A 20,963-nucleotide genomic window follows, 5' to 3' on the forward strand; every position below is an offset into this window, starting at 1 on the left:
TCACGCGGGGTCACAGGCGGGCTGTGTGTCGTCAGTCGCGCAGCGACCACGCGAGCGAAAAATCCAAGCTACTGTAGAAGGGTGACTTTTCCAACTGTAGGTGTAGTAGGCGGCGGCCAGTTAGCCAGAATGATGGCTCCGGTCGCGATCAATCTGGGGATCAAATTGCACGTGCTAGCTGAGGCTGACGATGTTTCAGCCACCACGGCGGCCACGTATACGGTCGGTGATTACACCGACTACGACACGCTGGCAGCCTTTGCCGAGACCGTCGATGTCGTCACCTTTGATCATGAACATGTGCCCACCCAACACTTGCACCGGCTCGAAGACGCCGGGGTGCGACTTGCCCCGGGTCCGGATGCGCTGGTCTATGCCCAAGACAAGTTGGCCATGCGCCGCAAGATGGCCGAACTGGGCTTGCCACAACCGGACTGGCGCGCGGTAACGACCCTGGATGAGCTGGTAGCCGCCGGTGATGACATCGGCTGGCCGGTCGTGCTGAAAACCCCGCGAGGCGGCTACGACGGCAAGGGTGTGTGGGTGTTGGATTCGGCGGCCGAAGCCCGTGAGGCCAAGGTCTGGTTCAACGGCGATCACGCGGCCTTACTCGTCGAGGCGAAGGTCAATTTCCGCTCCGAACTCTCCGCTCAAATCGCCCGGTCCACTACCGGTGAGACCGCAACCTACCCGGTTGTTGAGACCATCCAAACCGACGGGGTGGCCGATATTGTCAAAGCGCCCGCCCCTGACTTAGACGAGACAACTGCCAACGCGGCGCGCCAGGCAGCCGAGACGATTGCCAACGGTGTGGGCGTGACCGGCATGCTGGCCGTGGAGCTGTTCCATACCCCCGATGTCGCTCCCGGATTCATGATCAACGAACTGGCCATGCGCCCACACAATACCGGGCACTGGACTCAAGACGGGGCGATCACCAGCCAATTTGAACAACATTTACGCGCCGTGCTGGGCCTGCCGCTTGGTGCAACCGACCCGATCGTGCCCTATACGGTGATGAAAAACTACTTGGGCGCCGAGAATCACGATCTCTACGCGGCGTTTCCGCTAGCCATGGCGAAGTATCCGGCCGCCAAAATCCACGCCTACGGTAAATCCGTGCGTCCCGGACGTAAAATTGGACACGTCAATGTTCTAGCCACCGACGGCGACCTCGACGCGGCGCTTGCGGCCGCGATTGATGCGGCAGAAATTATCCGTCACGGCACAACCGAATACTAAGGAGCTTTTCCATGGCAGCAGCACAGGATACCCCTCGCGTTGGCGTGGTGATGGGCTCGGACTCTGACTGGCCCGTGATGCAAGCGGCCTCTGAAGCCCTCGAGGAATTCGGCATTGCCCATGAGGTCCGAGTCGTTTCGGCCCACCGCATGCCCCACGAGATGATCGAATACGGTTCCAGTGCCGCCGAGCGCGGTCTATCGGTCATCATCGCCGGTGCCGGCGGGGCCGCCCACCTGCCCGGAATGCTTGCTTCAACCACCGAGCTGCCGGTCATTGGTGTCCCCGTGAAACTCCAAGCGCTCGATGGCCTCGACTCGCTGCTGTCGATCGTCCAGATGCCCGCCGGTGTGCCAGTCGCAACCGTGTCGATCAACGGAGCCCGCAACGCCGGACTACTTGCGGTGAAGATGTTAGCAGCAAATACCGACGACGACGCCCAACGGTTGCGTGACCAGCTGAAAGCCTTTACCGCCGACCTCAATGCCCAAGCACAGGCCAAAGGCGCAAACTTGAAGGCTCAACTCACGTCTACCGAGATCCGCTAGACTGTCTCATTCGGTTTCCGATTCTTTCTTCCCGACACCAATCGAGCAGCAGTGACGAACTCTTCGACAACGCGCAGCAAGACAGAGCGGCAGATTCGCTTAGAACTCAACCAGCGACTCCGCCAGCTCGAATACGGTGGTGCCGGAAAAGACCCGCTCAAACACACCGGTGACGGCACATTCAGTCAGCGCACGACCCGCGCCCTGTTGCTCATCGGTCTGACGACCTTCGTTCCCGGTGGCGCCCAGTCGGTAACGGGCAATCATCGACTCGGACGCATCGGGCTGGCTGTCACGCTGCTGAACTGGGGGCTCATTGCCCTAATAATCCTTGGACTTCTGGTGGCACGGGACTTTACCCTGACCTTAGCCTTCAACCCGTTCATCCAGTCGATCGGCATTTTTTACCTGGCGGCCATTGCGGTCGGATGGTTGATCCTGTGGTTGGATACCGCACGCATCATCCAGTTCGTGAAACTGAAATCCGGGGCGCGGGCACTGATCGCGGCCCTACTGGTGGTCGCAACCCTGCTGACTTCTGGCCTAACGGCCTACGGCGCGTTTCTGCTCAACGCTTCGACATCTTCGCTGGGTTCGATCTTCGGTTCCGGTCCGGCTGTCGATGAATCTGATGGCCGCTACAATATTTTGATCATGGGCGCCGACGCCGGTGAAGGTCGTGCCGGACTGCGCCCCGACTCGATCTCCGTGGCCTCAATCAACGCCGACACCGGCAAAATCTTTTTATTCTCGATTCCGCGAAACTTCCAAAACGCGCCGTTCGCTTCGGATTCGCCCCTGTGGAATATCTATCCCAACGGGTACAGCTGTGGAGATAACTGTATTGTCAACGCCCTGTACACCGATGTGACTACCAACCATCCCGATCTGTACCCGAATGCCGAGGACCCGGGTGCGGAAGCCATGATGGACGCGGTCTCGGGCATCTTGGACCTGGATGTCACCGGCTACGTCATGATCGATATGGCCGGATTCAGCGAGCTCATCGATGCGATGGGCGGGGTGACCGTGACTACCGGTGGGTGGACCCCCTACCGCGGCGTGCGCCCCGATGGCCAATGGGGCAACGCCTGGTGGGAGCCCGGCACGCACACATTTGGTGGCGACGACGCGCTGGGCTTTGCTCGGTCGCGCAAATGGTCTTCTGACTACTCGCGCATCCGGCGTCAACAGTGCGTCCAGCAGGCCATGCTGTCACAATTCGATGTGCCCACGCTGCTGACCCGATTCGAATCGATCCTCGGGGCCGGCGAACAGATGGTGGAAACCTCGATTCCGCAGTCCCAGGTGGGCAGTTTCTTGAACCTCGGAGCCAAGTCGAAACGCCACGACATGGAACGCCTCACCATTGGAGCACCAGACTTCGGGGAGCAGGGCGAGCAGTTCTCAACCTATCCGGACTTCGATGAGGTGCATGCCCGCGTCCACGAGATGCTGTCTGCCGACGGGACTCCGCCGTCCGGGGCCCACATCATGCAACCGACCCTAGGGTTATATCTGCTAGACGCCACGGACAATGACCCAACCGCCAACTGGGAACCGGTCCCGACGCAGCCTGATGGCAGCGAAATCACCAAAGAATACCTCATGTGGGCCGAAGATGCCGGCCAAACCACTCTGTTAGATCACGCCGCTAAAACCAACCACCAGTGTCATCCGGGCTAGGATCATCAAAGAGAAGAAAGGCCAAACATTTGACCACTTTTCACCCGTCCGGTGTGCAACACGCTTTATACCCGCTTCAGGCTCCCATCAAGGATTACGCATGGGGATCCAAAACCCTGCTGCCCAAACTCACGGGAGCACCCGCTTCCAAGACCCCGCAAGCCGAGATGTGGTTCGGCACCCATCCGACCACACCCACCCTGTTGGCCGATGGCACAGCACTTGCCGAACTGGTCGATCTGCCATACCTGGTAAAACTACTGGCCGCAGCACAGCCGTTATCCATTCAGGCGCATCCCACCCGTGAGCATGCCGAAGCCGGTTTCGCGGCCGAGAACGCCGCGTCAATTGAACTAGCCGATCCCCGCCGTACCTACCGCGATCCCAACCATAAACCCGAGATGCTCATCGCACTGAGCGATTTCACCGCAATGGCCGGGTTCCGCGACCCGAAGGTGACTGCCAAGACTTTTGATCAGCTCGTCCAGTTGGTTGACAACGCCGAACTGGCCAGTCTGCTCAAAACGATGGCCGATCGGTTGCGCGCCGGCGAACTCAAAGAGGTTTTTGCACAACTCGTGGACCCCCACGGGCCATTTTGGCGGCCCGATGGCTTCACCGCCGAGATCTTCGCCGCCGTGCAGTGCAGTACTACTACCAACGAGCACTTAGTCAACGCGCTACAAGCCGCCAAGATCCACCCGGATGACCCAGGTGCCCTGGTCGCACTGCTGATGAACCTCATCACACTCTCCCCTGGCGAGGCGTTATTTGTTCCCAGCGGTACCATCCACGCCTACGTTGCCGGCCTTGGCCTAGAGGTCATGGCCACCTCCGATAATGTCATTCGCGGTGGTCTTACCGTCAAGCACGTCGATGTCGCCGAGCTGGGCAAAGTCGTTGATTTTACCCCCGGTGCGCCCCCAATCATCACCCCCAGCGTGCGAACCATCGATGACGTAACCGTCACTCGATTTACCCCACCCGTTAAAGACTTTGCTCTGACCCGCTACGACCTTCCCGCGGGCACCAGTCTGACGGTTACCGCTACGACCCCGCGCATTGCGGTGGGCACAAGTGGCACCGGTGCACTGACCTCAGGGCGGGACAGCGCGGTCATCTCTCCAGGAGCCGGCATCTATATTCCCGGCGATGTGCACAGCCTAGATCTTCGAGCCGGCGACGAGGACGTCACCATCTTTCTTGCCAGCCGACCCTAGGCAGTATCCAAAGGTCACGTCGGTCGGGCGGTTCGCGATGTCGAACGGGTCCCGGTGAGCATAAGCAACCGGTACCACGCCACCGGACAATAGTAGTTGATGTGACAATCTTCATGGCCACCCGGGCGCGAAGATCATCGCGCCACGCTTGACTGCAATCCTGGGCGAGTTACCCTAAGGACTACCAGCCGTTTCATAACAAAATAGGGGAATCATTGCACAACATTATCGACTCTGATTTGGATCCAACAACACGTCGTGCCGCCATTGTCGCCACGATAACGGCCAGCTGCGTGCTGGCCTTGGGTTTCGCTTCGATCCCCCAACTGTGGTACTTGCTGGCCATCGGTGCTGTCATCGTGATCGTCACGTTGGCCACTGGACCAAAAACCGCGGCCGTTTCGGTTGAACTGCCTACCGTTGTCATGACCATCGTGCCAGCCTTACTGGCGCTGGTTTTTCGCGGCACGTCACTGGTCTGGGCTATCGTGCCCGTGCTGGCATTCGTCGTGGCGGCAGCCGCCTGGATGCTGGTGACCAACCAATACACCGAAACCACAGTTGAAGAGATCCCTGAACCCGAGATCGGAGAACCCGAACAGTTGTCCCAGGATGAACTGGCTCCGAAGCGGGAAGAAAAAACCGCGGTCACCAACGACGAGTCGTCGGCAACCGCGGCGTAGAACCCTCTAGTTCGCTTTCTTCCATTTCGCCGGACGGTGCTCGGCCTCAATGGTCCGCACCGTCCCGGTCTGCCCGCGCATCACAATCGACTGGGTCTCGATACGGTCGGAGAAGTACCGAGTGCCACGCAGCAAGTCACCATCGGTAATGCCGGTCGCAGCGAAATAGCAATTTTCCGTAGACACCAGATCATTGGTGGTCAACACGGCGTCTAAATCATGTCCGGCATCGATGGCGCGCTGGCGCTCTTCATCATCAACAGGAGCCAGGCGGCCCTGGATCATTCCGCCGGTAGCTTTGATCGCACACGCGGTAATGATGCCTTCCGGTGTCCCGCCGGTTCCCAGCAGAATATCGACGTCGGTATTGTGGCGTGCCGCGGCGATACCGCCGGCCACATCGCCGTCCATAATAAATTTCACACGCGCACCGGCTTCACGGATTTCTTTGACCAAACCCTCATGCCGTGGACGGTCCAACACACAGACGTTGAGCTGTGAAACCTTCTTATCCAGGGCTTTGGATAGGAGCAGCAGGTTCTGTTTGACCGGCAGCCGCAGGTCCACCAGTTCGGCAGCCTCTGGTCCAACCACCATTTTTTCCATATAGAACACACTGGAGGCGTCATACATCGAACCGCGTTCGGCCACCGCCATAACGGATAGGGCGTTGTTGTACCCCATTGCGGTCAGCGTGGTGCCATCAATCGGATCCACGGCGACGTCGACACTCGGGCCTAAACCATCACCCACGCGTTCGCCGTTATATAACATGGGGGCTTCATCTTTTTCACCCTCACCAATCACCACGGTGCCATCCATGTGCACGGTGTGTAAGAAGGCTCGCATGGCGTCGACCGCCGCGCCGTCGGCAATATTTTTTTCACCAAAGCCAACCCACTCAGAGGCAGCAATGGCCGCAGCTTCGGTCACTCGGACCAGTTCCATGGCCAGGTTGCGGTCTTGGGTACCGGCACCTTCGAATTGCTGGGCCGACGCTTTCTTCGTCATGTACATACTCCCGAAAACTTGGTGGGGCGAAGGAAAAATTTCGTTCCTAGTCTATCTGAATGTCCCCTCGGGCTTATTTGGTGGCACAATAGGGACGTAGAGTTTTCAGTTTTGTGTTGTTGCAAAGGAAAAAACATCGCTACCAATCACGACCAGGTCGATGCCACCCCGGCCGAACCACGACCCCAAGAACCTGCGCCCAAGCCAAAATTGACGAAGGCGCAGAGCGATCGGATGAGCCAAACGGCCAAGGCCATGACATATTCGGTCTTGGTCACACTGGCGATCGTGTTGGCCTTTATGGCGTTAAATCCGCGGTCCAACAACGAATTCGATCCGGGTGTTGATGTAGCCGCAGCCCAATCCGAGGTGGCCAATGTGGCGGCGTTTACGCCGGTCAAGATGGACGTCCCCGACACGTGGCGCGCGAATTATGCCCGCTGGAACTCGGGTTCGCTTGATGAGGTCCCGGCATGGAATGTCGGGTATCTGACCGAGGCAGATGAATTCTTTGGGGTGTCACAAACCGCCAACGCGACCAATGGTTGGATTCGCGATAAAATCAAGCCCGCCGGCGAATCCACGACGATTTCCGTGGCCAACCACGACGTCGAACGCTGGGTCGGCCGCGATGAGCACATCTATCTCGTCGCCGAATTTGACCAACCCGTCACCCCGAACGAGGATCGCCCAGCTGATGCCATCGAACCCACGGATACGATGACGCTGATCATCTCCGGTTCGATGGATGAAGAGACCCTCCAGCAACTGGCCGCAAAACTCATGACCCAATACCGCTAACAGCACCGCCCGACACCATGCACCACACGACTGTGTGCTTACTCGAAGGAGCCCCGTGCCAACCACGCTGACACCCCAACAAGCCTGGGCACAACTAAAAGCCGGCAATCAACGGTTTGTCGATGGGACAGTGGACCATCCACATCAGGATGCCGGATGGCGCGCCTCGTTGGAGAATTCACAAAGCCCGCATGCCGTGATTTTTGGGTGTTCCGACTCACGCCTTGCCGCAGAGATCATTTTTGATGTGGGTCTGGGCGATGTTTTCGTCGTTCGTACTGCGGGCCAGGTCATCGACGACGCCGTCTTAGGCTCGTTGCAATTTGCGATCGAGGAAATCGATGTCCCGCTGATCATTATTTTGGGGCACGACAACTGCGGTGCGGTCACCGCTGCTGTACAGGCCGTCGAGACCGCCGTCATGCCAAAAAGTTTTATGCGTTCCCTGGTGGAACGCATCATGCCATCAGTGATGGCAGCACGGTCCAAGGGCGTCACCGATGTCAATGGCACCGTGAAAGAACACACGGACCAAACCGTACACCGGGTGGTCGACACCTCCTATGCGGTTGCCAAAGCGGTCAAAGAGGGTCGCACCGCCGTCGTAGGAGTAACATACTCGCTGTCCAATGGCTCCGTAGAAATCGGTGATATTTTAGGTCCGGTGAAACCCTGACCTCGTGGCTTGCGCTCAAGCCGAAACACACAGAACCCGGGGCAATCCCCGGCCTAGGATGAGGATTATGACAACGAAGTCTAATGATCAGCAATTCCGTATCGAACACGACACCATGGGTGAAGTCCGCGTGCCCATCAATGCCCTATATTCGGCACAGACCCAGCGGGCAGTAGAAAACTTTCCGATCTCCGGGCAAGGTTTGGAACCCGCGCATATCCACGCCCTGGGCATGGTCAAAAAAGCCTGTGCTATCGCCAATAACGAGCTGGGCGTCATCACCGATGACCAAGCCAAAGCCATCACCGACGCTGCTGATGAAATTATTGCCGGCAAACACGATGATCAGTTCCCGATCGATGTCTTCCAGACTGGTTCAGGTACCTCATCGAATATGAACACCAATGAAGTCATCGCTACCCTGGCGAACCGCGCGTTGGAAGCTGCCGGTTCCGAAACCACCGTGCACCCCAATGACCACGTCAACGCGTCCCAGTCCTCTAACGATGTGTTTCCCACCTCGGTGCACGTTGCGGTCACCAATGCGCTGATCAACGATCTGAAACCAGCCCTGGCCTACCTTGCGGAATCCTTAGAGCGCAAGGCCGAAGAATTCGCCGAGGTCGTCAAGGCTGGCCGTACCCACCTCATGGATGCCACCCCGGTCACCATGGGTCAGGAATTTGGCGGCTACGCCGCTCAGGTGCGTTACGGTATTGAGCGCATCGATGCGTCCCTGCCGCGCGTTGCTGAGGTCCCACAGGGTGGTACCGCCGTTGGTACCGGGATCAACACTCCGATCGGATTTGCCGAGCGCGTGGTCGAAGTCCTTGCCGAGCAGTCCGGTCTGCCGATCACCAAGGCACGCAATCATTTCGAAGCTCAGGCCAACCGTGACGGCCTAGTCGAGGCCTCCGGTCAGCTGCGCAACATTGCGTATTCACTGCTGAAGATCAACAACGACCTACGCTGGATGGGTTCCGGCCCGAACACCGGCCTGGGTGAACTCTACATCCCAGACCTGCAGCCAGGTTCTTCGATTATGCCCGGCAAGGTCAACCCGGTCATTGTCGAAGCTGTGTCGATGGTATGCGCCCAGGTTATCGGCAACGACACCACCGTGTCGCTATCGTCGACCAACGGTGCTTTCGAGCTCAATGTCGGTATCCCCGTGATGGCTTCCAACCTGCTGGAATCCATCCGCCTGCTGGCCAACTCGTCGCGCGTCATGGCAGACAAAATGATCGACGGCCTGAAAGCCAACGTCGAGCGCGCCGCTTTCCTCGCCGGTGCCTCCCCGTCAATCGTGACTCCGCTGAACAAAATCATCGGGTACGAAGCTGCCGCTGAGATCGCCAAGCACTCGGTTGCCGAAAAGATCACCGTGCGTGAGGCAACCATCGCCCTTGGCTATGTGGAACGCGGCGACATCACCGAAGAACAGCTGGATGAAGCCCTCGACCCAATGTCGATGACCCGCCCAAGCTAGTTTTGTGATATTCCGACGTCGTCCCCCGCAGCGTGCGGGGGACGACGCGTTTAACAGCCGGCTAAACCTCAGGTGGATACCAGCGGTGCAATTGTTGTGTCAGGGATCCGATCAACTGGGGCGGTGTCAGTCGCATTCCAAAGTTCCGCAGTCGAACAGCCAGAGGATTCGAAGCTTGAGCAACCTGGGCCATCAGTCGAGACTGTCGCCACAGTCTGGTTGTCCGAGGACGTCGCAGCCTTGAATATCGTGCCAGTGCGTGGTCGATGTCGTACGGTCGGGTTTGGTTGAGCAAGATGGCTAACGTGACCGCGTCCTCAATTCCTTGCCCTGCCCCTTGTCCCAGGTTGGGCAGCATTGCGTGTGCGGCATCGCCGATCAATACTGTCCGACCTCGGGTGAAAGTGGATAGCGGTTTGTGGAGATCGTAGACGTCATGGCGCATAACATCGTGTGGTTCGGTTGCTGCGATGCACTCTGGGATCGGATCGTGCCAGTTAGTAAACGAATCTTTAACCGCCTGGTACTCATCGTCAAAGCTGGTTTCTGCTGGCAGGTTGCGGGTGCCAAACCAGTACAGTTTGTTATCAGGTAGCGGCACGAAACCAAAAATCTTGCCCTGACCCCAGGTCTCGGCTGCGGCGCCCGCAATATTTACCGGCTTGCTTGTGACGCCGCGCCAGGCGGTATATCCCGAATAGTCAATTCCGGTGTCTAGTCCCAACCGTTGGCGGTTGCGGCTGTGCAGCCCATCAGCAACGATCACCAGGTCATAGGTCTCGGTGGTGGCTGCCAGTGCGACGCACGGTGATCCGTCGGCGGTGACGGCGGCTTCCATACCGGTCCGAACGGTGCCCGGTGCAAGGCTGCCCAGAAGTGTTTCGTGGAGTTTGATACGATGCACGCTATACAACTGCCCGATGGTTTCTTGCGGCATGCTTGTCAGCCATGTGCCATCAGGAGTGCGCTGACCCGTTCGGAGCCAAGGTAATGAATTATTTGCAATGCCCCGGATCCGCTCCCCCAGCCCGATGGCATCGAGCGCGGCAAACGCGTTACCAAATAAGGTCAGGCCCGCTCCCTCGACGTTGGGTTCAGCACGGCGCTCATACACGCTGACGTCGTGGCCTTCGCGCTGGAAGCTATAGGCTGCGACAAGGCCAGCGATTCCGGCCCCGATGATTCCAACGCGCATTCAGGCTCCTTCGCGTCAAAACGATACTTTTAGGCAGTGTAGCGGCTCAAGCCCTACATGAGCAGCACCACCAAGCACCCGACGAGCATTGCCGGACCAAAAGCGATTCGGGTCGATTTGCTCGCACCCCGAAACACCACAAGGTAGACCGCTTGGGCTCCTCCGATCACAAAAGCCAGCACGAATCCCGCGATGAGCGCGTCAACACCGAGAAAACCCGTATACAGTCCAAGCCCCGCTGCCAGTTTCACATCTCCCATGCCGATCCCGGCTCGAGTGACGACATGCAGGAGAAACATCGCAGCACAATATGCCAACGCTCCCAGGATCGCAGGGAGCGCCCGGCCAGCCAAGAAAGAATCACTCGTGGCTGTCCATGAGCTGGTGAGTAACAGGAGGCTCGCTCCGATAGCCAGTGACGCGGTCAAGACATTGGGTAAGCGGTGTTCCCGCACGTCGATGATAAACAGGATGGCGCCGTAGACGCCAAACCATGCCAGTGCAGCAAATAGACAGACGAGAGGAAGGAGCTCGGCGGAGGTTCGTGCCAGCTCTTGAGCCAGGAGATCGATCACGTCAGCAACTGTAGCCAATGTGAGCGTTTAACAGGGAGGGTCTGCGTCCTGGTGTGGATAACCTCGGCTAGGAACCGAAGCGGCGATTTCGAGTGGCATAATCGCGCAAAGCACGGACAAAATCGACCCGCCGGAACGCGGGCCATAGGGCTTCACAGAAATAAAATTCGGAATATGCAGACTGCCACATCAAAAATCCTGACAGGCGCTGCTCTCCGGAGGTACGTATCACCAGGTCTGGATCCGGCTGACCTCGAGTATAGAGTCGGTCTGAAAGAGCTTCGACATCAAGGCTTTCAATAGCCTGATCAAGAGTATATCCAGCATCAGCTGCATCGCGCAGATAGGACTTCGTTGCATCCACGATTTCTTCGCGGCCACCATAGCCGATGGCAACATTAACATGCACACCCTGATGATCTTTGGTTGCAGTGGCGGTCTCGGTTAGTAAGTCAGCTAAATCGGAGGGCAGGATGCTCAGATCGCCAACCGGGTGGACTTTCAATTGGGTACCATCAGCGAGCCCAGCACCGAGTTGCCGTAGCGTTTTGGCGATGATACGGATGAGTGGTTCTAGCTCGGCTTTATCGCGGTTGAGGTTTTCGGTCGACAGCATGTACAGCGTGACCACCGGGATGTCGAATTCTGCGACCCAGTGTAAAAATTCGTGAATCTTTTCGGCACCGACTTGGTGCCCATAGGCAGTTGAGGCACCCGTTTGTTTTGCCCATCGACGATTCCCGTCTAGCACCACGCCGATGTGATTCGGGAGCTGATCGGGGTGCAAACTGCGCGCCAGACGCCGCTCATAAAAACGATAGACGACATCAGGAACTCGCAGCGTCCGATGTGGAGACAATACCATGCGCTGTGCGAGCCTAGCCCTGACGCCCAGAGTCGGGCTCTTGGGCTTCTAGAGTTGGCATATCAAGATAGCCGGGATACTTCTTGCGCAGTATTTCGGTCTGGCTGTGGCCTACTTCATCAATGTCAGAGCGTTGTCGTTCTTCTGGGGTCAGGTGTGGCTGGTTCCGTTCCACGAGCATGTCCTCTGCTGTCGTAGAGCGCAGTTTTACACGACGGATTTGGCGGATCATAATACGGAACACAACGATGGCCACGAGCACGAACGCGAAAGTTGCCAAGAAGCCAAGAATGCCGGGAGTGACGTCTTCTTCACGCAAGCCTTCACGGAGTACAGGATCTTCAAGGCCGGCGATCACGACGTTGGTATAAATCGAATAGAGCATGGTGGTCTCAGTCTAGCGGGGTGTCTCGGAGCCCGGCGAATAAATCGTCTTCGGGCAGGCTGGTGGGAACTTTGGAGTCGATGAGCACATAGTCTTCCCATGGCCACTGCTCGCGCAAGATTTCATTTGGCGTAAAGAAGAATGCGCCGTGGGTGTCGACCTGGGAGCGATGAGCGCGTAGGGCGGCGTCTCGGTATTCCAAGAATTTGCCTGCATTGACTTGAGTGGTGACCTGATGTTTGGTGATACGCCAGGCATCCGGATCGTCTTCGCCGGCCTCTACCCTGTCGTACCAGGCAATACGGTCGGCGTAGGGGGATTCTTGCCCGCTAGCTATCAGTGCCCGATGGACTGCCCGGAACTTATCAGGGTTAAACGCGCGATCGTAGTAGAGCTTGGAGATCTCCCAGGGCTCCCCTGTGCCAGGGTACGCCTCTGGGTCGCCGGATTTTTCGTACGCTTCAATCGAGATCGCATGGGTTCGCAGATGATCGGGGTGCGGGTAACCACCAATTTCGTCGTAGGTCAATAGCACGTGAGGTTTGAACTCTCGGATGAGACGCATGAGTGGCGCAGTGGCGTCCTCTACAGGAATGTCAGCGAAACAACCGGGTTCTAGGTTCGCCATCGGGTCATTGCCTTCTGGGAAGCCTGAGTCACGGAAGCCTAACCAGCGGTGCTCAATACCCAAAATCTTCGCTGCATCTGCCATTTCTTGGTATCTGACAGCCGCGATATCTCGTTGCACCCGAATCGCTTCACCATAATGTGGGTTGTTCAGATCCCCCATCGCCCCGTCGGTTGCAGTAGCCACCATGACTCGCGCACCGGCGTGCACGTAGGCGGCCATCAGGGCCGCACCTTTCGAGGCCTCGTCATCGGGATGAGCATGCACGGCCAGCATTCGCAATCCAGTCGAATCTGGCAAGCCCGAATCGGAGATGTCTGGCAGCTGTGGATCGGATGACATGACGTGGACTCCTTGTATATGTGCGTTGTGGCGCTGACGGCGGACACAATTCGGACCGAAGTATCGGCTGTATTAGGCTAAAGCTCGATATGACTGCGAACCCGAACCAGGCGGCACCTTCTGCCGACAATAGTGTAGCGACCAGGTATGGTGACACCAAACGGTTTCACCTTTCCAAAAAATCGGGCCGTATAATTGCCATTATCGCCTTACTTGCAGCCATCGCGGTGACCTTCTGGTTCGCTTTTTCTTCCAGCTCAAGAATGTTGGCCTTCAAGAGTGTCGGCTATTCGATCGAAGATGCAACTCAAGCGTGGGTTGAATTCGAAGTCACCAAAGAACCAGAAGCTACCGTAGCCTGTGCTGTTCGTGTGCTGTCTGAGACAGCAGCTGTTGCTGGCTATCGCACAGTGGTCATCGGCCCTGATGAAAACCCAAATGCTGCTGGCAAGGATTTGACCAAATACTATGAGACCTCGCTGCGAACTGATCACCTAGGCGCTTCAGGTGAAGTGGATACCTGCTGGTATGTCGAAGATGAAGAAGCTCCGAATATTTCAAATTTCCGCGATTACTAAGTTTTCTTGAAGGCTTCGGCTGCGCGCTTCAACACTTGATTATGTAAATACGTTCGGTGGTATGATAAGCCCGGTATATTCCAGAACTGTCGCCCCGTCTGCACATATATGGTGCCGCGGGGCTTTTAGTTTGATGAATGAGATAAGTAAGGAGGCCGGCATGGCCACGACAAAGGGCACACCTTGGTTAACCCAAGAAGCTTACGACCGGTTGAAAGACGAACTCGACTACATCTCGGGCCCATATCGCCAGGAGATCGTAGATCGCATTGAAGCCGCCCGAGATGAAGGCGACCTCAAGGAAAATGCCGGCTACCACGCAGCTCGAGAAGAACAGTCCAAGAACGAAGGACGCATCCAAGAGCTCAAAGCATTACTAGAAAATGCCGAGGTCGGTGAATCGGCGGCCGACGACGGCATCGTGAAGCCCGGGATGCTCGTAGAATGCAAACTGGCCGGAAACTCGATGAAATTCGTTCTGGGATCCCGCGAGATCGCGGAGGTTTCTGATGTGGAAGTTTATTCTGTAGCTTCACCGCTGGGCTCCGCAATTGAAGGACATAAAGCCGGAGACACCGTGTCCTATAAAGCTCCAAACGGCAAGGACATCGAGGTCGAACTGATCTCCGTCGTACCGTACACCGGTTAAAGTCACGACGCTCGATTAGTCGAGTACAGAACTTCAAACTCATCACCACAGGTGGTTTCCGATATTTTGGAGACCACCTGTGGTGCATTAAAACCTAGTTTTGGTGTTAGCCTGGGACTGTGTTGAATATCGAAAAATTCTTGCTGCTCACCGCTCCCCACCGGTCCCGGATTACCGGGGTCGAATCGTTGTTTGTGGCTGCACGAACAACGCTGACTCTTCTAGAGTTTGAACGCACCGAAACGGTGCAATTCGTGGCCGCTGATGCGACCAAAGCCTGGGATCTGACCAACCCACTCATTCGGGTCGATGACTCGCACACCCCGAGTGCAGTCGGCCTCAACGAGGTCTTCTCCAACCTCAGCAAATTCCATAACAAGCAAGTTTCTAGCGCTTTGGGCAATAAAAAGCTTGACCCAGTAAAAGGCATAGAAAAGGAATTTGCTCGACAAGGCATCTTGACCGGCGACTCCAGGCACTACAGGCTGGTCGCGACCGACGCGCTGGAACGTGTGCAAGATGACCTCGGACTGGCCTTGCGTGGTCAGCGCACCGTCGGTCAACAAGATCGCATCCTGTTAGAAGTCATCGAGGCGATCAACGCTTCGAAACTTTTGCTGGGTTCGCAACGCCCCGGATGGTCTATGGCTGAGTTCAGTCAGCACGTCCACGAATATCCCTCAGGGGACCCTGTCGTAGACCAGTTGGCCAAGTCGACGTCCTCGCTGACCGGACTGATGGAAAAATCGAAGATGGCTGCCCTATCGGAGCGTCCTGCAGCTTAGTGTTGTACCATCGCCTCATACCCGGCTTCACGCAGCGCAGCTAATATCTGTTCCGAATGATCGCGCCCGCGGGTTTCCATATCGATTGTGATATGAACTCCGCCCATGGTCAGTCCTGCCCCTACCCTTGAGTGATCTACTCGGGTCACGTTGGCATCGTTCTCAGCAATGATCCGCGAAATGGTCTGCAATTCGCCTGGACGATCACGCAGTGCAATCTTCACGGTCAAGAATCGGCCGGCCGAAGCTAAGCCGACCTGAATGACTTTGAGCATCAGCATCGGGTCAATGTTCCCACCAGACAGCACCGCAACAATGGACTCGGATTCAATACCGGCTTCCTTCAATTTGCCCGTCATCAACGCTGCCACAGGTGCGGCACCCGCCGGTTCGACCACCATCTTGGAGCGCTCCAACAAAAACACGATGGCAGCGGCAATTTCATCATCTGTTACGGTGACGACCTCATCGCAGAGTTCTTGGATCACGGCAAAGGGAACATCGCCCGGGCGCCCGACGGCAATACCATCGGCAATCGTTGCCACGTTATCCAGCGTGACCGGCTTACCGGCCACCAGTGACGGTGGATACGCCGCTGCTTTTTCGGCCTGTACACCAATCACATTGATATGACGGCCCTGGCGGCGCGCATGTTCTTTGACCGCAATGGCAACACCAGCCAAGAGGCCACCGCCCCCAATGCTCATGACGATCGTATCGACATCAGGCTGTTGTTCAAGAATCTCCAACCCCAATGTGCCTTGTCCGGCGACAATATAAGGGTTGTCATACGGATGGACAAAGGTGGCACCGGTTTCTTCGGCATAGCGCGCAGCCAACTCCAGTGCTTCGTTCACGTTATTGCCGGCCAGCACCACGGTTGCGCCGTGGTCTCGAGTAGCCTGAACTTTCGGCAGGGCAGCACCCAACGGCATATAGATCCGAGCATCAATGCCTAACTGCGATGCTGCCAGTGCAACACCTTGCGCGTGGTTTCCAGCTGAGGCTGCTACAACGCCTTTGGCTTTCTGTTCTGCAGTGAGCGAGGCCATGTGCACATAGGCGCCACGAACTTTGAACGAACCAGCACGCTGTAAGTTTTCACATTTCAAATGCACAGTCGAACCAGTAATTCGCCCAAGCGCACGCGAATGATCCATCGAGGTCTCGGTGATGACGCTCTTGAGAGTTTCGCGGGCTGCTTCAATATCTTCATATCGAACGGCTGAGGAACCGGTTTGGGTGGTTTGCAACAGTTTCTCCTGCACAACGGTAGTCTTCTGGTAATTCGCTCTGGTGGACGTTCTATGGTTTTTGACTTGCGGGTTCAGGTGGTGCGCCGGGTGGCTGCTCAGGTTCTGGGTCAGGATCATCCAGCCACGGTTTCCGTGATAAGTATTTTACAAATTCGTTGGCGAACGCCAGGATCGGCACCGCAAATACCGCCCCAACCAGACCTAGGGTGGCGATACCCGATGAGACAGCCAAGAAGACGGCCAGCGGGTGAAGATTGACGGCTTTGCCCATGACCAGCGGCTGCAGCACATTGGATTCGAGCTGTTGGACGGCTAAGACTACCAGCAACATCAGTAGCGCATTAGTCCAGTCGTTAGCCACAAGTGCCAACAGGACAGCGACAGCACCGGTGAGTACTGCACCGACGATGGGTATGAAAGAGCCGAGGAAGACTAATACGCCTAAGGGCATCGCCAATGGCACCCCGAGGATCCAAGCCCCCAGGCCGATCCCTAGAGCATCAACGAACGCGACGAAAATCTGCACGCGCACGTAGGACCCCAGTGCTCCCCAGCCGGCATACCCTGCACCATCGACGGCCCGGCGGTGGTTGCGTGGCACAAAGTTGAGGAGAAAGTCCCAGATCTTGGGGCCGTCTTTGAGAAAGAAGATCAGGGCAAACAGCGCCATGATAATGCCGGCACCAATGTTTGTTGCCGTCGATCCAAAGCCCAGAGCACCGGAGAGGATTGCTCCCGAGTTGTCTTGAATCGTCGAGGTCAGATCGTTGAGGAGCTCTTGGTAATTGAACTGCTCAAAGGACACACCCCACGACTCGATGAGCGCAATGAAGTCACGGACACCAGCCGACACGGATGCTTGCATCGTGACAAAGCCTGCAGCAAGTTGCTGACCGGCAAGCGTGAGCAAGGCGATAACGACCAGGACCAACATCAGAGTAAGTGTTAGAGACGACAACACCGGGGGAAATTTAAGCTTCAACAACAAGCGGTGGGCTGGTTGTAACAGGGTCGCCAGCAGTGCAGCGATCAGGAGGGGGATAATCAGCAGCGATACGTGCGACAGCAACCAAATCGCCACCGCACTCATGGTAATGATGAGCAGCACCCGCCACGACCAGGCCGCCGCGACCACCACACCGTAAGGTACGTCTTCAGCGAGCTTTTCTTTGACGCGCACCGAAATAGGGACTTGTGGTTCCGGTCTCTCGGCTGGGCTGTGCCCGGCCGACGACGGCGATGAGGTCGTCACACAGTCTCCTTACGTACAGCTGCTTGTCTAGCGTAGTCGGTCACCTGCGGTTTTGACGTTATATGCCTTTAGAATACGACGATGGCCGGACCATACGGTCCGGCCATCGCGTCTGAGAGGTTCGAGGCTAGTCCTGACTGAAGATCGCCAGAATGCGTAAGATCTCGACGTACATCCAGATCATAGTTGCTGCCAAACCGAATGCCGCGGTCCACGAGTAACGTTCTGGGGCGCCGGCACGAACACCTTCTTCGATGGCAGTGAAGTCCATGACCAGCGAGTACGAGGCCAACAGCACCGCAATAATACCGATGGCAATACCAAGCACACCGGAGCGTAAACCAAAGGCACCATCGACAACGCCGGTGATCATCAGCACGAAGTTGACCAGGCTAAAGACCAGATAGCCGACCATGGCGACTAGCACAATGCGGGTCATTTTGGGAGTAGCGCGGACCTTACCTGAACGGAAGAGCGCAAGGACGACAGCAAAGACCGACAGGGTCGCCAGGATCGCCTGGAATGCTACACCGGGTGCCATCGAGTCAAACATTCTCGATAGCCCACCCAGGAAGACACCCTGGGCGGCTGCATACACCGAGATCAATGCTGGCGACGGCTCACGTTTAAACGCATTGACCAAACCGGTGACCAAACCGATCAGCGCTGCACCGAAGTACAGTATCGGGTTGAAAACGGTCCAGCCGATGATGGCACCTAGTGCAATCAATCCGAAGACGACAGCAGAGCGGTTGATGACCGAAGCATAGGTCATCCGACCGGTATCAGCCGGGGTGGCCGATGGCTGCTGGTACATGTTGGCCAGCTGGTCTGGGCTCATGCTCTGTCCGGCGCCAGCATAGGCGTTCGGGCCTACACCTGGCTGACCTGCGTAGCCGTAAGGCTGCTGGGTTTGACCCTGCTGAAAACCAGCATGTTGTTCCTGTTTCGCGCGCTGCACAGGAGCTTGAAAAGCTTTAGATCGAAATACGGGGTTGGGCATGCCCATCCTTTCTCATGTTTCCCACCGACAAACAGTCATTCAGTGGGCATATCTCATCGGATTCCAGCCTAATGCCACAAGGTCGTCATTGCACGCTGTAAGAGCTATCTTTGCCAAAAATTCACATTGTGCAGCCCTACTTATGAGGGCCAAAGACCCCGTAAGCTGGTGGCGTGACTATTCAAGGATCTTCTGCACAGACTCAGCTGCCCGTTCGGATGCTGCACGATCGCATTCTTGTCGAACCCGATGAGGGCACCAAAGAGCGACGCTCAGCATCGGGCATTGTCATCCCCGCCACCGCCGCCATGGGCAAACGCCTTGCTTGGGCCAAAGTTGTTGCCGTGGGCCCTTCGGTGCGTCAAGTCAAGCTCGACGACACCATTCTGTACGACCCGGAGGACCGTCACGAAGTAGAAATCGATGCGACCACGTATGTGCTCGTGCGGGAACGTGACCTCCATGCCGTGTCTGATCCACACGGCAGCCAAAAATCCCAAGGCATGTACCTGTAACTCACATGAGGTTGTTGTTATGACGAATCACCCCAACTCAGATTCTGAGGATCCTCGTCCACGAGACGAAGGTTCGTCATCTGAATCCGTTACCCCTCCCCCGCCACCTGAAAAACCTCAGGACGACGGCGTCGGGCTGGCCACCGAGATGGTGTTCTCCGGTCACCAGCGCGAACAACTCCGCAATGCGCCGGACTATGAAACCTTCGAAACCGGTGTGTTATCTTTCGACGACGAAGAACTGTATCAAGATGTGCAACAGCCAGTACAAGCGGAAGCACAGACAGAGCTGAACATCACCTCAGAGCACTCGGATGCACGCGACGCAGCACGATCCGCTCACTTTCAGAGTGCCTCAGCCCGTTTCGAACCTGGACAATCGGGCCAAGATGAATTCGGTAATTATCAGGCACGGTCTTTCGATCCGAAACAGCAGTACTCAAAACAACCAGGCACCACAAATGAGCCATTTGCGCTTGTCATGTTTGTCATTCTGACCCTGGCTGGTTTAGGCATCCTCGGGACGTTGCTATGGCTAGTATATCGGCTGATCACCGGAGCTTAAACAACCGCAGGGCCGCCACCCTAGCGCTGGGTAGCAGCCCTTGTCGCAATGCAAGAATCTACTTGTTGTAGTTGTAAAAACCCTTGCCGGTCTTGCGACCAAGTTTCCCCTCTTGAACAAGCGAGGATAACGTGGCGCTCACCTCTGGGACAAGATGGTCATTCGGTTCTTGTGCCGCAAGCTCTTGAATGCCCAGGTTGATGTCCAAGCCAACTAGATCCATCAGGGTGAAGGGGCCCATCGGGTGGCCAAGCCCTTCCTTGATAGCAATGTCGATATCTTCAATCGATGCATAGCCCTGCTCGTAAAGGTGCAGCGCTTCGCCGACAATGGCCATCAGCACTCGGTTGACGATGAAACCGAAAATTTCTTTCTCGACGACAACAGGAGTCTTACCCATAGCCTTGGATAGCTCTAACGCGCGATCCAAGGTGTTCTGAGCGGTGTGCTCACCGCCAACGACTTCTACCAGCGTCATCTGCAACACCGGGTTGAAGAAGTGCACATTGCACACGCGTTCAGGATGGAGCAGACCTGCAGCGAGTTTGGAGGATACGATCGACGACGAGTTGGAAGCCAGAATCGTTTCCGGGGCAGCGATCTCATCCAGCTCAGCGAACAGTTGCCGTTTAATTTCTAGATTTTCGACGATCGCTTCGATCACAAATGAGGACTGTCTTACTGCGGTATCCCGGTCGATGGTGAAGGTGAGATTCTGGAAGCCAGCATCGACAGCTTCCTGGCTTACTCGTTGCCGTTCGACCATGCGAGCAGTGGATTTAGTCAGCTGCTCGCGTGCGTTGGCGAGAAACCGCTCCTCAACGTCCACCAGGTAGGTTTGGAAACCACTCATGGCTGCGACGAAGGCGATTTCTCGACCCATCGTCCCACCACCGATAACCGTGATTGCAGATTCTTTCATAAAAATTCTTTCCTATGTTCTTCTGTTCGATACCTCGACAGATCATTCTATGAATCGATTCCGAATACAACGTTTCAGGAGCTGGAAGCTGA

General features: G+C 56.6%; 23 protein-coding genes. 13 read left to right on the top strand and 10 right to left on the bottom strand.

Translation table 11 applies throughout. From position 1 onward, the window contains the following. The first annotated feature begins 81 nt into the window (after window positions 1-81). The 5 genes from FB556_RS08650 to FB556_RS08670 all read left to right on the top strand — a co-directional run bounded on the left by FB556_RS08650 (window position 82) and on the right by FB556_RS08670 (window position 5,379). Window positions 82-1,242 (top strand): 5-(carboxyamino)imidazole ribonucleotide synthase, encoded by a 1,161-nt coding sequence (locus FB556_RS08650; RefSeq protein ID WP_141866814.1) that lies wholly within the window; start codon window positions 82-84, stop codon window positions 1,240-1,242. Between the two features lie 11 nt (window positions 1,243-1,253). Further along, a complete protein-coding gene (gene purE, locus FB556_RS08655) occupies window positions 1,254-1,790 on the top strand; it encodes a 5-(carboxyamino)imidazole ribonucleotide mutase (RefSeq protein WP_141866816.1) in 537 nt (178 codons plus the stop codon). A 51-nt stretch (window positions 1,791-1,841) separates the two neighbouring features. After that, window positions 1,842-3,476: an LCP family protein gene (locus FB556_RS08660; protein ID WP_246057324.1), complete on the top strand. Its 1,635-nt coding sequence runs from the start codon at window positions 1,842-1,844 to the stop codon at window positions 3,474-3,476. A 29-nt stretch (window positions 3,477-3,505) separates the two neighbouring features. Then, entirely contained in the window at window positions 3,506-4,696 is a 1,191-nt protein-coding gene (manA, locus tag FB556_RS08665) for a mannose-6-phosphate isomerase, class I (RefSeq protein WP_170200428.1), read from the top strand. 215 nt (window positions 4,697-4,911) lie between these two features. Next, window positions 4,912-5,379 carry a hypothetical protein gene (locus FB556_RS08670; RefSeq protein ID WP_141866820.1) on the top strand — a complete coding sequence of 156 codons (468 nt, stop codon included), beginning with the start codon at window positions 4,912-4,914 and terminating at the stop codon, window positions 5,377-5,379. Between the two features lie 6 nt (window positions 5,380-5,385). Here FB556_RS08670 and glpX read toward each other — a convergent pair whose 3' ends face one another. Then, window positions 5,386-6,390, bottom strand: coding sequence for a class II fructose-bisphosphatase (glpX, locus tag FB556_RS08675; RefSeq protein ID WP_141866822.1), 1,005 nt, complete (start codon window positions 6,388-6,390; stop codon window positions 5,386-5,388). 234 nt (window positions 6,391-6,624) lie between these two features. Here glpX and FB556_RS08680 point away from each other — a divergent pair, with 234 nt between their 5' ends. The 3 genes from FB556_RS08680 to FB556_RS08690 all read left to right on the top strand — a co-directional run bounded on the left by FB556_RS08680 (window position 6,625) and on the right by FB556_RS08690 (window position 9,356). Further along, entirely contained in the window at window positions 6,625-7,191 is a 567-nt protein-coding gene (locus FB556_RS08680) for a DUF4245 domain-containing protein (RefSeq protein ID WP_141866824.1), read from the top strand. A 55-nt stretch (window positions 7,192-7,246) separates the two neighbouring features. Further along, window positions 7,247-7,867 (top strand): carbonic anhydrase, encoded by a 621-nt coding sequence (locus FB556_RS08685; protein WP_141866826.1) that lies wholly within the window; start codon window positions 7,247-7,249, stop codon window positions 7,865-7,867. A gap of 67 nt (window positions 7,868-7,934) precedes the next feature. Then, complete coding sequence (locus FB556_RS08690; RefSeq protein ID WP_141866828.1) at window positions 7,935-9,356, top strand: class II fumarate hydratase; 1,422 nt, start codon at window positions 7,935-7,937, stop codon at window positions 9,354-9,356. A 61-nt stretch (window positions 9,357-9,417) separates the two neighbouring features. On the opposite strand, the gene FB556_RS08695 is transcribed toward FB556_RS08690, so the two are convergent. The 5 genes from FB556_RS08695 to mca all read right to left on the bottom strand — a co-directional run bounded on the left by FB556_RS08695 (window position 9,418) and on the right by mca (window position 13,346). Beyond that, on the bottom strand, window positions 9,418-10,551 hold the full coding sequence (locus FB556_RS08695) for an FAD-dependent monooxygenase (RefSeq protein ID WP_141866830.1): 1,134 nt from the start codon (window positions 10,549-10,551) through the stop codon (window positions 9,418-9,420). 53 nt (window positions 10,552-10,604) lie between these two features. Continuing rightward, the gene (locus FB556_RS08700) at window positions 10,605-11,126 is read right to left on the bottom strand and encodes a prepilin peptidase (RefSeq protein WP_246057326.1); all 522 of its coding nucleotides are present in this window, start codon (window positions 11,124-11,126) and stop codon (window positions 10,605-10,607) included. Window positions 11,127-11,193: 67 nt separating this feature from the next. Next, a complete protein-coding gene (locus FB556_RS08705; RefSeq protein WP_211344017.1) occupies window positions 11,194-11,991 on the bottom strand; it encodes an isoprenyl transferase in 798 nt (265 codons plus the stop codon). A gap of 13 nt (window positions 11,992-12,004) precedes the next feature. Further along, complete coding sequence (locus FB556_RS08710) at window positions 12,005-12,376, bottom strand: hypothetical protein (protein WP_141866832.1); 372 nt, start codon at window positions 12,374-12,376, stop codon at window positions 12,005-12,007. Window positions 12,377-12,383: 7 nt separating this feature from the next. Beyond that, window positions 12,384-13,346: a mycothiol conjugate amidase Mca gene (mca, locus tag FB556_RS08715; RefSeq protein ID WP_141866834.1), complete on the bottom strand. Its 963-nt coding sequence runs from the start codon at window positions 13,344-13,346 to the stop codon at window positions 12,384-12,386. A gap of 89 nt (window positions 13,347-13,435) precedes the next feature. On the opposite strand from mca, the gene FB556_RS08720 reads away from it, so the two are divergent. From FB556_RS08720 to FB556_RS08730, 3 genes are all read left to right on the top strand, one after another. Then, window positions 13,436-13,924, top strand: a complete 489-nt coding sequence (locus FB556_RS08720) for a DUF4307 domain-containing protein (protein ID WP_141866836.1) — start codon at window positions 13,436-13,438, stop codon at window positions 13,922-13,924. 160 nt (window positions 13,925-14,084) lie between these two features. Beyond that, window positions 14,085-14,573 carry a transcription elongation factor GreA gene (greA, locus tag FB556_RS08725; RefSeq protein ID WP_141866838.1) on the top strand — a complete coding sequence of 163 codons (489 nt, stop codon included), beginning with the start codon at window positions 14,085-14,087 and terminating at the stop codon, window positions 14,571-14,573. A 119-nt stretch (window positions 14,574-14,692) separates the two neighbouring features. After that, entirely contained in the window at window positions 14,693-15,358 is a 666-nt protein-coding gene (locus FB556_RS08730; protein ID WP_141866840.1) for a hypothetical protein, read from the top strand. On the opposite strand, the gene ilvA is transcribed toward FB556_RS08730, so the two are convergent. The 3 genes from ilvA to FB556_RS08745 form a co-directional block, all read right to left on the bottom strand. Next, on the bottom strand, window positions 15,355-16,614 hold the full coding sequence (ilvA, locus tag FB556_RS08735) for a threonine ammonia-lyase (RefSeq protein ID WP_425461612.1): 1,260 nt from the start codon (window positions 16,612-16,614) through the stop codon (window positions 15,355-15,357). The two genes, FB556_RS08730 and ilvA, sit on opposite strands and share 4 nt — an antisense overlap. A gap of 49 nt (window positions 16,615-16,663) precedes the next feature. Continuing rightward, the gene (locus FB556_RS08740; protein WP_246057330.1) at window positions 16,664-17,866 is read right to left on the bottom strand and encodes an AI-2E family transporter; all 1,203 of its coding nucleotides are present in this window, start codon (window positions 17,864-17,866) and stop codon (window positions 16,664-16,666) included. 127 nt (window positions 17,867-17,993) lie between these two features. Beyond that, a complete protein-coding gene (locus tag FB556_RS08745; protein WP_342774667.1) occupies window positions 17,994-18,869 on the bottom strand; it encodes a Bax inhibitor-1/YccA family protein in 876 nt (291 codons plus the stop codon). A gap of 173 nt (window positions 18,870-19,042) precedes the next feature. On the opposite strand from FB556_RS08745, the gene FB556_RS08750 reads away from it, so the two are divergent. Together FB556_RS08750 and FB556_RS08755 are read left to right on the top strand one after the other, a co-directional pair. Beyond that, entirely contained in the window at window positions 19,043-19,384 is a 342-nt protein-coding gene (locus FB556_RS08750) for a GroES family chaperonin (protein WP_425461611.1), read from the top strand. Between the two features lie 19 nt (window positions 19,385-19,403). Continuing rightward, window positions 19,404-19,949: a hypothetical protein gene (locus FB556_RS08755; RefSeq protein WP_141866846.1), complete on the top strand. Its 546-nt coding sequence runs from the start codon at window positions 19,404-19,406 to the stop codon at window positions 19,947-19,949. Window positions 19,950-20,007: 58 nt separating this feature from the next. Here the strand turns inward: FB556_RS08755 and FB556_RS08760 are convergent, their stop codons facing one another. Next, window positions 20,008-20,871, bottom strand: a complete 864-nt coding sequence (locus FB556_RS08760; RefSeq protein ID WP_141866848.1) for a 3-hydroxyacyl-CoA dehydrogenase family protein — start codon at window positions 20,869-20,871, stop codon at window positions 20,008-20,010. Window positions 20,872-20,963 lie beyond the last annotated feature (92 nt).

Origin of the sequence: Enteractinococcus coprophilus (assembly GCF_006716305.1) — a bacterium.
GTDB classification, from domain to species: domain Bacteria; phylum Actinomycetota; class Actinomycetes; order Actinomycetales; family Micrococcaceae; genus Yaniella; species Yaniella coprophila.

What these genes read in the sequence shown, in the direction of transcription:
- purE (WP_141866816.1), top strand. Translation starts at nt 1,254, where the DNA reads ATGGCAGCAGCACAGGATACCCCTCGCGTTGGCGTGGTGATGGGCTCG.
- glpX (WP_141866822.1), bottom strand. Translation starts at nt 6,390, where the DNA reads ATGACGAAGAAAGCGTCGGCCCAGCAATTCGAAGGTGCCGGTACCCAA.
- FB556_RS08680 (WP_141866824.1), top strand. Translation starts at nt 6,625, where the DNA reads ATGAGCCAAACGGCCAAGGCCATGACATATTCGGTCTTGGTCACACTG.
- FB556_RS08690 (WP_141866828.1), top strand. Translation starts at nt 7,935, where the DNA reads ATGACAACGAAGTCTAATGATCAGCAATTCCGTATCGAACACGACACC.
- FB556_RS08695 (WP_141866830.1), bottom strand. Translation starts at nt 10,551, where the DNA reads ATGCGCGTTGGAATCATCGGGGCCGGAATCGCTGGCCTTGTCGCAGCC.
- FB556_RS08705 (WP_211344017.1), bottom strand. Translation starts at nt 11,991, where the DNA reads ATGGTATTGTCTCCACATCGGACGCTGCGAGTTCCTGATGTCGTCTAT.
- FB556_RS08710 (WP_141866832.1), bottom strand. Translation starts at nt 12,376, where the DNA reads ATGCTCTATTCGATTTATACCAACGTCGTGATCGCCGGCCTTGAAGAT.
- mca (WP_141866834.1), bottom strand. Translation starts at nt 13,346, where the DNA reads ATGTCATCCGATCCACAGCTGCCAGACATCTCCGATTCGGGCTTGCCA.
- FB556_RS08720 (WP_141866836.1), top strand. Translation starts at nt 13,436, where the DNA reads ATGACTGCGAACCCGAACCAGGCGGCACCTTCTGCCGACAATAGTGTA.
- greA (WP_141866838.1), top strand. Translation starts at nt 14,085, where the DNA reads ATGGCCACGACAAAGGGCACACCTTGGTTAACCCAAGAAGCTTACGAC.
- FB556_RS08745 (WP_342774667.1), bottom strand. Translation starts at nt 18,869, where the DNA reads ATGCCCAACCCCGTATTTCGATCTAAAGCTTTTCAAGCTCCTGTGCAG.
- FB556_RS08755 (WP_141866846.1), top strand. Translation starts at nt 19,404, where the DNA reads ATGACGAATCACCCCAACTCAGATTCTGAGGATCCTCGTCCACGAGAC.
- FB556_RS08760 (WP_141866848.1), bottom strand. Translation starts at nt 20,871, where the DNA reads ATGAAAGAATCTGCAATCACGGTTATCGGTGGTGGGACGATGGGTCGA.